Origin of the sequence: Atlanticothrix silvestris CENA357 (assembly GCF_016056295.1) — a bacterium.
GTDB lineage: Bacteria > Cyanobacteriota > Cyanobacteriia > Cyanobacteriales > Nostocaceae > Atlanticothrix > Atlanticothrix silvestris.
Map to the genome: position 1 here is coordinate 45377 of NZ_JAECZB010000097.1, position 13852 is coordinate 59228.

The following is a 13852-nucleotide window of genomic DNA, read 5'->3' on the forward strand; positions in this document are numbered from 1 at the left end:
TGTATTTGCCCTTGAGTTTTAACATTTTGAGCGTTTACAATTCCCGATTGCCATACACTTGGTATTCCTGGAATTTGACTAACAAATGGTACTGTAGCAATGAGAGCGATCGCTCCTATACCTGCAATAGAAACACCCTTCATAAATTAATAACCTCAAACAACTTTCAAAATGTTGATTGCTGATTTATAATTCCCTGTTTTTGCTAGGAAACGTCGTATTAGTCTGTCAAGATTGATTTAATAATTTGTAGTTATAAAATAAAATGCCAACTACAAATGCAGACTATCCCTCTCAGCAAACTGAGAGGTAAGAGAAATTAAACTATCTAATTGACCTTACGTTGGAAGGTAAATGTCCTTTGAATACCCGGTGCAACCTGACCAGTTACAGTATCAACATACTTAGTAACATCAGTGTTCACTGTCGTTCCAGTTTGATCAATGCCAGAGGAACTTGCTGGATTACCACTGAAGAATTGGATAGTGGAAGCACCAGAATCCTTTGCAGAACCAACGATATTGCTAGTATCAATTTGACCACTAATATCGTTGTCTAATGCCCAATTATTAGGAGATTGTGTACCATCTTCAGTAATCACAATCTTGTCAGCATTTAAAATTATGTTTCCAGTTCCAGATTGAGGATCGGAAATGTTTGTGTACCGAATCTGGTACTCAATAATATTCCCAGGAGCAGGATTTCTAGATACATCGGCGACAGCGGGATTCGGATCTATACCATTGACAGCAGGTGTGGATTCAAAATTATCTTGACCTGTACCAACTGCTGGCCCAGTTCCTTGTAAAATTCGTGACATTTTCACTAATTTCAAGAAACCAGTATAGACGCGATCAATAGTGATGTTTTGACTATCAGCTATACCATCTGCATTGGTATCAATAGAAGCAGTAATAGGAACTGGGAAGCCTCTATTAATATCAGTAGATAATGCTGTGCCTGGAGGTAAATCAACTTCTACACCATAGTTGATACTTGCACCAGCAGCAACGTTGGGAATACTCACCGTACCACTAACTAAGGCAAATCCTCCTGCTTGAGTATAGTTATAGATAGCAGACTGACTATTATAGGTAACAGTTACCTTGGTATTATCTGGTAAATCAGCGGTATTAGTTGGTGGTGTTGGCACTAATGTAATCGTGCCAGGATTAGTCCCACTGTTTCTAATTGAGTTGGTAAATCCGACTGACTGCGGATCAATCGTACTACCAGGTGCTGTACCAGCAGGAACGAGAGAAGATTTGTTAGTGAAATCATCGTTGGTTAGACCTGATGGGCCAGTAGCATCTGGCGCATTCTGTGGCCCGTTGAGTATAGCTGAGGCTACAGGTGTTTGCACTGTGAAGGCGTTTGCTTCACCACCAGTACCAACACCACTATTGTTATTGCCTGTATCAACTCCCGTTTCAGGAGTTGTTGGGTTATCAATATAGCCGTCATCAACATTAGCAGGCGGTAGAGTATCAGGAACACCATCACCATTGGCATCTGTACCCCCAGGAGGTGTCATATTGCCTACAGACCCATCGTAGTTGCTGGGATTTTGATCACCAGATTCGTCGTATACTGGGGCGTTAGTGCCAGGAGTTTGACCAAACAATTGGGCAATATTAGCAATAGTTAAAGGTGAAGTTGCAGTTGATTCAACGGCTAGCTGAATTGAGAAGCCGTTCACCGTTGTTCCTGGAGCGATAGAAGTAATAGTAGCTGGATTATTGATAAAACCAACGCGAGTTACTGAAGCTAAAGAGGCTGGTGCTGTTGTAGTCCATGTGGCTGTATTAGCATCAGTGGATATTGGACTTGTGGTGTAAACAGTTTGCCAACCTGGAGGTGGAGTTGGTGCAGCCGCCAAATCTGTACCCGCAGGAATCGCATCAGAAACCAGAATACGGTTAACTGGATTCCCATCAACATTGATGCTTGTCCCTGTCAAAGCTGCTGGGGTTATTCCTTGTCCTGTTGGGTCATTGGACTCAACTCGTAAACTCAAACCGTAAGTCAGTTTGTCATCTGTAATCGCAGCTGTGCCAGCATTGTTGTAAGCACTACGAGTCTTGAGAACAGTGGCTAAAGCATAGGTTTTTAGGCTGGAACCAACTGTAATTTGCTCTGTGGCACTTGCTTCACGTGTACCATTGACAGGTACGCCAGCTACCTCACCAGGACTACCATCGGCGTTATCTACAGTGTAAACGTCACCACCATCAGGATTCCGCAGCTGGTTTTGAGCATTACCAGGAGTGTTACCAAGGGTAACGGTAATTATATCGTTGGTTTGAGCGCCAGGCTGTACAGTTACTGGCACGCGTACTAATACAGTACCGTTAACGGGAACTGAGGGTGTGTCTACGCCGCCTGGAGAAACGTTTGTCCAAGTTGCACCGCCATCAGTACTGTATTGCAATTGGCTACTAGCTGGTGCTTGACCATTTTTATCATTAGGTAATATGCCAGATACTGTACCCGGCCCTGTTGTTGTCGCTTGGTTAGGGATGTGGAATCTTGTTGGGTCATTACCGACGTTTGTTAGGGTGTATGTGTAGGTCAATAAATCATTAACCCCAGCAGTACCACCGTTATTATCTGTGACACCAGAGGCCGAAACGGTGATACCAGCAACCTCTGCTACAGTTACAGTCACAGTATTAGAAGTAGCATTAATACTTGTCCCTGGATTATTGGGATCTTCGTAGGTTGCTGTTGCCGTGTTACTTATAGATATACCTGCTGTAGTACCCTCAGCTAATACAGGGGCGAGAAACTGAAAAAGGCTACCAGTTAATAATGCTGTTGCGACTAGAGAATGATAGCGCTTGCGTCTATTGTTTATAGATTTTTTTAGAGTTACCATAGATGTAGTTTGTTTGTTTGCTGAACTTCTCTCCTGAATCTTCAAGCAGGATAAAGTTCGGCAATTCCCTAAAGAATTACCGTTTATATAACCCCAAACTTGAACGCTTCAGGAATGCACATTTGGGGAGTTAATTGATTGACTCCCCTAAAAGAATATATTGAGGCAACGCGCAGAAATAGATTGCTGTTTGATTCGCACTTAGCCTTGAGGTTTTAGGCTTGTAGGTATGAATACACGTAATTTACTCTTATGTACTGTCTGAGTTATCAATAACAAATAGAATGTAACTTTTGCTGCGAAAAAAACCTTCAGTATAAATAAGTAACTTCTCTAGCAGTAAATGCGAGCATCGCAGTGTATCAGCCAACTTTATATTGAAGCTTCGATAACAGTTTTAAAAAGTACTAAAACCTATATATAAAGGCAGTTATAGATACTTGCTGTGATGTTCACACATTACCCTATCAAATCCATAGAGATAAAAAAGACAAAAGAATGAGGAAAGCTAGTCAGTGATCTAGATCACAACAAAGGGCTGATGATCAATATAAATGCGAAATCATCATCTTATGTATTCAAATTTGTCATCATCTCTTTCAGTATTACAACTAGGTAGCTTTGCTTCACTTAATAATCTATTTTGATTTGGATCTGGAAAAAACTGAGTATTAACACTGGATAAATTAGGTTTTTACTTTTAATTAAATTTTACAAACATCATTTTTCATTGCTTTTGAGTATCATTAAGCATACCCGATAAAAATAGTCGGGTATGTTTGACTGGTATTTTTGCTCGTGTTACTATCAAGCGACAGTTGACGGATAAACGGGGAAGCTAGTTTATGACTCAGGCAACAACCATAGATAACCAAACGCTCAATGCCACATTGAAAGCCTTGAAATGTAAGGAATGTGGTGCAGAATATGAACTGCAAGCTAGTCATGTTTGTGAGTTTTGCTTTGGGCCTTTAGAAGTCAAGTACGACTACAACGCCATACGTTTAACCGTCAGCCGTGAAAAAATTCAAGCCGGGCCAAATTCAATCTGGCGCTATCGTCCCTTTTTACCCGTTGTCACCGACAATGTTATAGATGTGGGAACTGGTATGACTCCATTAGTTCGTTCCCATCGTCTAGCACGTCGCTTGGGTCTAAACAAGCTTTATATCAAGAATGATGCCGTCAATATGCCTACCCTGAGTTTCAAGGATCGGGTAGTGTCAGTTGCTCTGAGTCGGGCTAGGGAGTTAGGTTTCACTACTGTTTCTTGCGCGAGTACTGGCAATTTGGCAAATTCGACAGCTGCGATCGCAGCTCATGCCGGGTTAGACTGCTGTGTGTTCATTCCCGCAGATTTGGAAGCAGGTAAAATCTTAGGTAGCTTGATCTACAGTCCTACTCTCATGGCTGTGAAAGGTAATTACGATCAAGTCAATCGTTTGTGTTCAGAAGTTGCTAATACACACGGTTGGGGTTTTGTCAATATTAATTTGCGCCCTTACTACTCTGAAGGTTCCAAAACTCTGGGGTTTGAAGTTGCTGAACAACTGGGTTGGGAACTACCTGACCATATTGTTGCGCCTTTGGCTTCTGGTTCACTATTTACCAAGATTTATAAAGGTTTCCAAGAATTTGTAGAAGTCGGTTTGGTAGAAGCTAAGAGTGTACGTTTTAGTGGCGCTCAAGCTGAAGGTTGTTCCCCCATCGTCGAAGCCTTCAAAGAAGGGCGCGACTTTATTAAACCAGTCAAACCAAATACAATTGCTAAATCTCTGGCGATCGGCAATCCAGCAGACGGCGTTTATGCTGTAGATATAGCGAACAAAACTAACGGTAATATTGAATCAGTCAATGATGCAGAAATTATTGATGGTATCAAGCTACTCGCAGAAACCGAAGGTATCTTCACAGAGACAGCCGGTGGTACAACTGTGGCTGTGCTAAAAAAATTGGTAGAAGCTGGCAAAATTGATCCAGATGAAACTACCGTGGTTTACATTACTGGCAATGGTTTGAAAACCCAAGAAGCAGTACAAGGTTACATTGGTGAACCTTTGACAATTGATGCTAAACTAGATAGCTTTGAACGTGCATTAGAGCGATCGCGTACACTTGATCGCTTGGAATGGCAACAAGTTCTCGTTTAATCATTTGTTCAAACCAAGGACAAATTCCCACTTTTCACTCCTAACTTTCCTAGTTCTATGGCTGTAACAGTTTTAGTTCCTACTGCTCTTCAGAAATTCACAAATAACCAAGCTACCCTAGAATGTAGTGGTAGCAGTATTTCTGAATTATTTGATTCTTTAGAGCAAAATTGTCCAGGTATCAAATCACGATTGTGTGATGAACAAGGGCAACCCCGACGCTTTTTAAATTTGTATGTCAATAGCGAAGATATTCGCTTTTTGGAAGGGACAGCTACAGCTTTAAAAGATGGTGATGAAGTGAGTATTGTCCCTGCTGTTGCAGGTGGTTGAAATACCAAAAATCTAGCCCAATCCTAACTTTAATAGTAAGCAAAAAGGCTCTTTTTGATCTGTTTCGCTTGGTATTTAGGAATGAGTAAGTTTTTGTTGCCAAGACTCATTATTGTCAATGGTCAAGATAATCCGTTTATAAGACTCATCTTTTAACTCAATTGTTAAATAATTTGTCTGTTTATCGGTATACCAAAACTCTTTACCCCTATTTGTGTAATAGGTTCCAGCTTTAATTACTCCAGGAATAAAGGTTCCAGGGGCACGTAAATCTTTCCAATTACTTTGGGGTTTGGTTATTGTCACTTGTTCAATATGAGCTAGTGGTATTTCCCAGATTTTTTGGCAGCGAACAGCTAGTAGTTGTTCTTTCCAGGTAAATTGTATCTGTAACTTTTCGTCAACTATACTCATGTACATCATCAACTTCCTTGTCAGTAATTTTGGCTCTTGTAAGGGCTGACAACTTAAAATTTTGTTTCAAACCGCTAAAGCCCGATTGGGTAATAGGGGTTTTATGTCATGATGGCAAAGTAGAACACATAAAGCTTTCTTTTATTACAGGGAATCTCTCATGGCTCTCCGTCTCGGTGATACAGTACCCAACTTTACGCAAGCCTCTACACACGGCGACATAAACTTTTACGAATGGGCGGGTGACAGCTGGGTAGTGCTGTTTTCTCACCCTGCTGACTTCACACCTGTTTGCACAACAGAGTTAGGCACCGTTGCCAAACTGAAACCAGAATTTGACAAGCGCAATGTTAAAGCGATCGCTCTGAGTGTTGACGATGTAGAATCCCATAATGGTTGGGTAGGAGACATCGAAGAAACTCAAAGCACAACCCTCAACTATCCAATTTTGGCAGATGCAGATCGTAAAGTTTCTGACCTTTACGACATGATTCATCCTAATGCTAATGCATCTTTAACAGTGCGATCGGTTTTTGTAATTGACCCCAATAAAAAACTACGTCTCAGTTTCACCTACCCCCCCAGCACTGGACGCAACTTTGATGAACTTCTGCGGGTAATCGATTCTCTGCAATTAACTGATGATTACAGTGTAGCTACACCAGCTGACTGGAAAGACGGCGATGATTGCGTAATCGTCCCCTCACTCAAAGATCCAGAAGTGCTGAAGCAAAAATTCCCCAAAGGCTACCAAGAAGTCAAACCCTATTTGCGGATGACTCCTCAGCCTAACAAGTAAACCTGTAAATGATTTCGTGCATTAGACGCAAAGGCGCAAAGATAAAACTTTGCGTTTTTTCGTCTAATCTGCGAGAACGCCTAACGGCGAATGCGTGAAAATAAAATTGAAGCCTAGCCTGGGTCAATATTATGCTTTCATCTCCCTTGGTATTGCAAATTCCTCCGTCAATACAAATGACAGATGAACAGTTCTTCGAATTCTGTCAAGTTAATCGTGACTTACGGATTGAACGTCATAAACTAGGAGAAATATCAATTATGCCACCGACAGGAGGGACAACAGGTAATAGAGGAGGCAACATATTTGGCCAGTTGTGGGTGTGGTCAGAACAAGATGGTACAGGTATAACTTTCGACTCCAGCACTGGATTTAAGTTGTCAACAGGTGCAAATCGATCGCCTGATGCTTCCTGGATTAAACTAGAACGGTGGAATGCTCTTTCAGCCGAAGAACAAGAGAAATTTGCTCCCATTTGTCCAGATTTTGTAGTCGAACTTAGATCCCCTAGCGATAACCTCCAATCTTTGCAAGAAAAAATGGAGGAATATATGCAGGAGCCAGGAATACAATTAGGCTGGTTAATTGACCGCAAACAACGTCAAGTTTATATCTATCGTCCAGGTCAACCAGAGGAATGTTTGGATAATCCTGCTAGTGTTAGCGGTGAATCGGTATTGCCTGGGTTTGTTCTGAACATGAGTAAAATTTGGTAGAGTCAACCGCCTGCGGGGAATTAAAAATTAAAAATTAAAAATTAAAAACCCCCACAGATAAATCGGGGGCTTGAATAAAAATCCCTGATGCCTTCATGAACAAGATTTCTATCTTACCCAACTATATTAATGGTCAGTGGTGTACATCTAAAACTAAAGATTACTTAGAGGTGATCAACCCAGCTACAGCAGAGGTACTTGCTCAAGTGCCTTTATCACCAGCATCTGAGTTAAATCAAGCCGCCGTTGCCGCAGCCGCAGCTTTTACAACATGGCGACGCACTCCACCGACAGAAAGAGTCCAGTATTTATTTAAACTCAAAAATTTATTAGAAGAACATTTTGAAGATTTAGCTCGCACGATTACGCTGGAATGTGGTAAGACTTTGGCTGAATCGCAAGGCGAAATGCGTCGTGCGATTGAAAACGTGGAAGTCGCCTGTGGTATTCCCATGATGATGCAGGGAACCAACCTCGAAGATGTTGCCAAAGGTATTGATGAGATGATGATTCGTCAACCTCTGGGAGTAGCGGCGGTAATCTGTCCTTTCAATTTTCCGGGTATGATTCCCTTTTGGTTTTTACCTTATGCGATCGCCTGTGGCAATACTTACATTGTCAAGCCTTCGGAAAAAGTACCGCTGACAATGCAAAAAGTTTTTCAGTTACTCGAAAAAACAGGTTTACCCAAAGGAGTGATAAATCTAGTTAACGGTGCTAAAGAAGTTGTAGATGCTATTTTAGACCACCCCAAAATTCGGGCGATTAGTTTTGTGGGTTCCACGCCAGTAGCTAAATATATATATAGTCGGGGAGCAGCTAATGGCAAACGATTACAATGCCAAGGAGGCGCAAAAAACCCCATTATTATCTTGCCAGATGCAGACATTGAGATGACTACCAAAATCGCCGCTGATAGTGCTTTCGGTTGCGCTGGACAGCGTTGTTTAGCCGCCTCAATTGCAGTTACAGTAGGCACAGCACGTCAAACTTTTACAGAAGCGATCGCTGAAACTGCTAAAAAGCGAGTGGTAGGTAATGGTTTAGACCAGAATGTGCAAATGGGGCCAGTAATCACCGCCCAAAGTAAGACACGAATTGAAGAATTGATTCAAAAAGCTGCAGACGAAGGTGCAAACCTCTTAGTAGATGGGCGCTATGCCAATATTACTGGGTATGAAAACGGCAACTTTATTCGTCCCACAATCTTGCAAAATGTCCAGCCAGCCGGAGAAATTGCCCGCACAGAGATTTTTGGGCCAGTGTTGAGTTTAATACATTTAGATACTATTGATGATGCGATCGCCTTAGTTAATAGTAGTCAATATGGCAACATGGCTTGTTTGTTTACTACTAGCGGTGCAGCAGCTCGTAAATTCCGCTACGAAGCAGAAGCAGGTAATATTGGTATCAATATTGGTGTTGCTGCACCGATGGCGTTTTTTCCCTTTAGTGGTTGGAAAGAAAGCTTTTTTGGTGACTTACACGGTCAAAGCAACCATGCAGTAGAGTTTTTTACTCAAACTAAAGTCGTTGTTGAACGCTGGCCCAGTGAGTGGTCACGTCAATTTTAATAAAAACTTCATCCCTTCACGGGTTGAGTTTTGTTAGTAGTCAGTGGTCAGTAGTCAGTGGTCAGTAGTCAGTGGTCAGTAGTCAGTGGTCAGTGGTAAAGCGAAAAGTGCGGTAAGGTATTGAGGTCTTGGGGGTTTCCCCCAGGAGCGACTGCCGCACCCCTTGTGGGTCTTGGGGTTTCCCCAAGTAGAGGATCTGGCGTTTCTACCCCGAACTTTGCTCAACGGGGGGAACCCCGCGCGCAAGTTCTCTTCAAGAGGAGTAACTTTTCAAGAAGATTTGTGAAAACTACCTTTAAAGGGATGGGGTATTAGACCAAATTACAAAAAACAACACTTCGACAAGCTCAGTGCATCGCTAACAACTGACAATTGACCACTGACACGCGCAGCGTAAATAAATCTTCAGATTGAAGCGATCGCACCAGAAATATTGAGGCATTCTGAAGTATCTTGATTTTGAGACATTAGTCAAAAATTTTAGAGTTGCAACATCCATGTGCCAATTGCTGGGAATGAATTGCAATGTTCCAACTGATATTTGCTTTTCTTTTGAAGGGTTTTCTGCAAGAGGAGGCAAAACCGATCATCATAGTGACGGTTGGGGCATTGCTTTTTTTGAAGGAAAGGGTTGTCGGCTGTTTTTAGATGAAAAACCTGCAATTGCTTCACCGGTAGCAGAGTTAGTAAGGCGCTATCCCATCCACTCTACCCATGTGATTGCTCATATTCGCAAAGCTACCCAAGGTGAAGTTGCCCTTCACAACTGTCATCCTTTTCGCAGAGAACTTTGGGGAAGATATTGGGTATTTGCCCATAACGGCAATTTACCAGACTTTGATCCAGAAAATCAGCGCTTTTTTCAACCAGTGGGAAATACCGATAGTGAAAAAGCATTTTGTGTGATTCTAGAAACCTTACGACGAAATTTTCCTGACGGTAAGCCTACCCTAGAAAAACTGTATCCTGTTTTACGTAAAATAACAGAAAATCTCAACTCAATAGGTGATTTTAATTACTTACTTTCAGATGGGGAACACTTCTTTGCCCATTGCTCAACAAAACTCAGCTATATTGTGCGTCAAGCGCCTTTTGCCGCTGCTCACTTGATTGATCAAGATATGACTGTGGATTTTCAAGAGGTAACTACTGAGCGCGATCGCGTTGCTGTTATTGCTACTACTCCCCTCACAGACAACGAAGTTTGGACACAAATTCCACCAGGAGATTTGCTCGTATTTCAGAATGGTTTTCCCTTGAGCATAGATGAGCGCTCTTAATTCGTAATTCGTAATTCGTAATTCGTAATGACGCTCTGATGACGCTTTAACGTTTTAACTAAACCTAGAGGCAGTCTCGAAAAACTAGGTTTAAAAGCCAAATTTATTTAAAAGTATTTTTAATTGCCTCCAAAACTGTTAAAATCTCCATATTCTTGATAGAGAATATGATGTTTTGTATTTCTAATTAAAATACTTGCAACTATCTAGTAATATAAACACATATAACTGTATTCCCATCGACTAACCGCAGTTTTAGAGGAGGAAAAGGAATGGCTTTGTGGCAACGTCCACTGAGAAGTTTACAAGCAAATTGGTTCAGGTTAAATTCGCTTAAAGGTTTGGTGTCGCTCTTTTTGGTAGGAGCAGTCTTGAGTGTAGCGCTAGCCGCCTGCTCTGGTGGAAATGTCAGTAGTTCTAATTCTACCGCCCAAACCCCAGGAGCTAGTCCTGTGTCCGCTAAAAAGCAGAATGTTGAATTAACCTTAGTTTCTTTTGCTGTTACCAAAGCAGCCCACGAAGCCATCATTCCCAAGTTTGTAGAAAAGTGGAAGCAGGAACATAACCAAACTGTCACCTTCAACCAAAGCTATGGCGGTTCTGGTTCTCAAACTCGTGCCGTCATCGATGGTTTACAGGCAGATATTGTTCACTTGGCACTGGGATTAGACACCCAAAAGATTGAAAAGGCTGGACTGATTCAGCCAGGATGGGAGAAAAAAGTACCTAATAATGGCATTGTTTCCAAGTCGGTTGCAGCAATAGTTACTCGTTCAGGAAATCCCAAAGGCATAAAAACTTGGGCGGACTTAGAGAACGATCAAGTAAAACTTATTACCGCCGACCCCAAAACATCAGGCATTGCTCGCTGGAACTTTTTAGCTCTATGGAATTCTGCGATTAAAACTGGGGATGATGAAGCTAAAGCGACCGAATTTGTGACTAAAATCTATAACAATGTACCTGTTTTGACAAAAGATGCCCGTGAGGCAACTGATGCATTTTTCAAGCAGGGTCAAGGTGATGCCTTGATTAACTATGAAAATGAAATTATTTTTGCTCAACAAAAGGGCGAAAAGATTGATTATGTCGTTCCTGATATCAACATTTCTATCGACAATCCCGTCGCTGTGATAGACAAGAATGTTGATGAGCACGGTACACGCGAAGTTGCTGAAGCATTCGTTCAATACCTATACACTCCAGAAGCACAGCAGGAGTTTGCTAACTGGGGATTCCGCCCAGTGAATGAAACAGTAGCCCAAACAAAGGAAGTTAGCGATAAGTATCCCAAGGTTAAAACTTTAGGTACTGTTCAAAACTACGGTGGTTGGGACGTGGTTCAGAATAAGTTCTTCGCTGATGGCGCTCTTTTTGATCAAATTCAAGCCCAAAAGAAACGTTAATTAGTCAACAGTCAATGGTAAGCCGAGGCGTTGTCTCACTACTGACAAAAACTTCCTGAAAATTTAAAATTTTGTATTTCTGAATATGACTCTATCTCCTTCTGTAGAAGTTAACACTAAAACTCCTGCCTGGAAGAATTTTCTCAATCAATTGCGGCGAGTTCCTTGGACATGGCGAATTACCTTGGGATATCTGACAGTAATGTTATTTCTCCCTATTGCTGCGATGTTCCTAAAAGCTAGTACGGAACCTCCTGCTAAGTTTTGGGAAATTGCCACTAGTGAGATTGCCTTGGCAACATACAATGTCACCTTTGTCACATCATTGGGCGCTGCCTTTCTCAATGGTATTTTTGGGACTCTAATTGCTTGGGTTTTGGTTCGCTATGACTTTCCGTTGAAACGTGTGATTGATGCCACCGTAGATTTACCTTTTGCTCTACCAACTTCAGTCGCAGGACTAACGCTGGCGACAGTTTACAGTAATAACGGTTGGATTGGTTCGCTATTAGAACCACTGGGAATTAAAGTATCTTTTACTCGTTTGGGAGTAGGGGTAGCAATGATCTTTATCTCACTACCTTTTGTGGTGAGGACTGTACAACCCGTGCTTCAAGAAATGGAACATGAAATAGAAGAAGCCTCTTGGTGTTTGGGTGCTTCGCAATGGCAGACTTTCTGGAAGGTAATTTTGCCGCCTTTATTTCCCACAATTTTGACTGGTGTGGCTTTGGGTTTCTCCCGTGCAGTGGGTGAGTATGGCTCAACTGTGATCATCTCTTCCAATACACCTTTTCAAGATTTGATTGCACCTGTGCTAATTTTTCAACGTTTGGAGCAGTATGACTACTCTGGCGCAACTGTAATTGGCATAGTTCTACTGACAATTTCGTTAGTGTTGCTGCTCGCAATTAATTTTTTACAAGCATGGGCTAGAAGATATGACAGTAAATAAGCCAAAAATTCACTCATCTGGGTCTAGTGCAGGTCAAGCCAGCTTAAAACAGCAGAAAAGTTGGGTTCCAACGGTTTTGATTGGTGTAGCGATCGCTTATTTAGTTCTGGTTCAATATATCCCTGCGATCAACGTTTTTGTCCAAGCCTTTAGCAAGGGGATTGGCCCGTTTTTGGCCAACCTGAGCCGACCTGCTTTTCTTCATGCAGCTTGGCTGACACTATTACTGGCATTAATTGCTGTACCTTTAAATACAGTCTTTGGACTATGTGCAGCCTGGGCGATCGCTCGTCATAAGTTCCCCGGACGCGCCATAGTTCTGAGCATTATTGACCTACCTTTTTCTATTTCACCCGTAGTTGCAGGGTTGATGCTTGTACTACTCTACGGTCGGCAAGGATGGTTTGGCCCTTGGCTCCAAGCACATGACATCCAGATTATCTTTGCTTTTCCAGGTATGGTGCTGGCTACGGCATTTGTGAGTATGCCCTTTGTCGCGCGAGAAGTTATTCCAGTCCTAGAGGAATTTGGCAAAGATCAAGAAGAAGCCGCCAGAACCTTAGGTGCTAATGATTGGCAAATATTTTGGCGCGTCACCCTGCCCAGTATCCGTTGGGGCTTGCTCTATGGTTTAATTTTGACTAACGCCAGAGCAATGGGTGAATTTGGGGCAGTTTCAGTCGTAGCAGGTAACATTGCTGGCAAAACGCAGAGTTTACCACTGTTTGTAGAGGACGCTTACAAACAATATGAAACTGAAGCTGCCTTCTCGGCTGCTGTACTGTTAGCGATGCTAGCAGTAGTTACATTGCTGCTGAAGGAGATTTTGGAACGTAAAACCCGTATTAAAGATGTTGAATAAGTGAGGGCATGGAACATAGGGTATGGTAAACAACAAAGATTAATGCCCAATACCAAAACATGTTCACTAGTGCAGGCTGGTGAAAACAACTATCCGCCTTCTTGCACTAGTACCACAATACATAAATAAAGTTGTAATTAAAAATGAGAATCAATACAAATCTTTTTTTGAAAACCTTTACTACGAGTTCTCAAGCACTGAGTACAAATTGCAAATATATTGGAAATTTAATTTTGCTTGGCTAAATCACACTTTCGGTAGACGATTTAAAAGTCTACTTATGTAGTATACTATCTTATAAGTAGTATAATCAAAATTATTAGAGTCTTCTAAAATATAGTTGCACCTGCGAATTTCTACTTGACTCAAAGATTTTTGTATAAAAATGTATTTTAACAGCGGGTTTGTCTGAGATTATTTTTAGATATTTTTGATGTTTAGCATCAATCAATTTATCACCTGCTCCAATTCATTTTTAATTCATA

At 41.7% G+C, this 13852-nt stretch carries 11 protein-coding genes; 9 read left to right on the plus strand and 2 right to left on the minus strand.

From position 1 onward, the window contains the following. Window positions 1-328 precede the first annotated feature (328 nt). Window positions 329-2878: a beta strand repeat-containing protein gene (locus I8751_RS25680; RefSeq protein ID WP_214441921.1), complete on the minus strand. Its 2550-nt coding sequence runs from the start codon at window positions 2876-2878 to the stop codon at window positions 329-331. Window positions 2879-3723: 845 nt separating this feature from the next. On the opposite strand from I8751_RS25680, the gene thrC reads away from it, so the two are divergent. Both thrC and I8751_RS25690 read left to right on the plus strand, forming a co-directional pair. After that, complete coding sequence (thrC, locus tag I8751_RS25685) at window positions 3724-5028, plus strand: threonine synthase (RefSeq protein WP_214441922.1); 1305 nt, start codon at window positions 3724-3726, stop codon at window positions 5026-5028. 57 nt (window positions 5029-5085) lie between these two features. Further along, complete coding sequence (locus I8751_RS25690; protein WP_214441923.1) at window positions 5086-5361, plus strand: MoaD/ThiS family protein; 276 nt, start codon at window positions 5086-5088, stop codon at window positions 5359-5361. Window positions 5362-5436: 75 nt separating this feature from the next. On the opposite strand, the gene I8751_RS25695 is transcribed toward I8751_RS25690, so the two are convergent. After that, on the minus strand, window positions 5437-5781 hold the full coding sequence (locus I8751_RS25695; protein ID WP_214442016.1) for a hypothetical protein: 345 nt from the start codon (window positions 5779-5781) through the stop codon (window positions 5437-5439). Window positions 5782-5935: 154 nt separating this feature from the next. Here I8751_RS25695 and I8751_RS25700 point away from each other — a divergent pair, with 154 nt between their 5' ends. The 7 genes from I8751_RS25700 to cysW all read left to right on the plus strand — a co-directional run bounded on the left by I8751_RS25700 (window position 5936) and on the right by cysW (window position 13367). Next, on the plus strand, window positions 5936-6574 hold the full coding sequence (locus tag I8751_RS25700) for a peroxiredoxin (RefSeq protein WP_214441924.1): 639 nt from the start codon (window positions 5936-5938) through the stop codon (window positions 6572-6574). 131 nt (window positions 6575-6705) lie between these two features. Next, the gene (locus tag I8751_RS25705; RefSeq protein WP_214441925.1) at window positions 6706-7290 is read left to right on the plus strand and encodes a Uma2 family endonuclease; all 585 of its coding nucleotides are present in this window, start codon (window positions 6706-6708) and stop codon (window positions 7288-7290) included. A 95-nt stretch (window positions 7291-7385) separates the two neighbouring features. Next, window positions 7386-8864, plus strand: coding sequence for a CoA-acylating methylmalonate-semialdehyde dehydrogenase (locus tag I8751_RS25710; protein WP_214441926.1), 1479 nt, complete (start codon window positions 7386-7388; stop codon window positions 8862-8864). A gap of 497 nt (window positions 8865-9361) precedes the next feature. After that, a complete protein-coding gene (locus I8751_RS25715) occupies window positions 9362-10144 on the plus strand; it encodes a class II glutamine amidotransferase (protein WP_214441927.1) in 783 nt (260 codons plus the stop codon). A gap of 272 nt (window positions 10145-10416) precedes the next feature. Next, window positions 10417-11550 carry a sulfate ABC transporter substrate-binding protein gene (locus tag I8751_RS25720; RefSeq protein WP_214441928.1) on the plus strand — a complete coding sequence of 378 codons (1134 nt, stop codon included), beginning with the start codon at window positions 10417-10419 and terminating at the stop codon, window positions 11548-11550. A gap of 85 nt (window positions 11551-11635) precedes the next feature. Further along, a complete protein-coding gene (gene cysT / locus I8751_RS25725) occupies window positions 11636-12505 on the plus strand; it encodes a sulfate ABC transporter permease subunit CysT (RefSeq protein ID WP_214441929.1) in 870 nt (289 codons plus the stop codon). Further along, window positions 12492-13367, plus strand: a complete 876-nt coding sequence (cysW, locus tag I8751_RS25730) for a sulfate ABC transporter permease subunit CysW (protein ID WP_214441930.1) — start codon at window positions 12492-12494, stop codon at window positions 13365-13367. The genes cysT and cysW overlap by 14 nt, the downstream gene beginning before the upstream one ends. Window positions 13368-13852 lie beyond the last annotated feature (485 nt).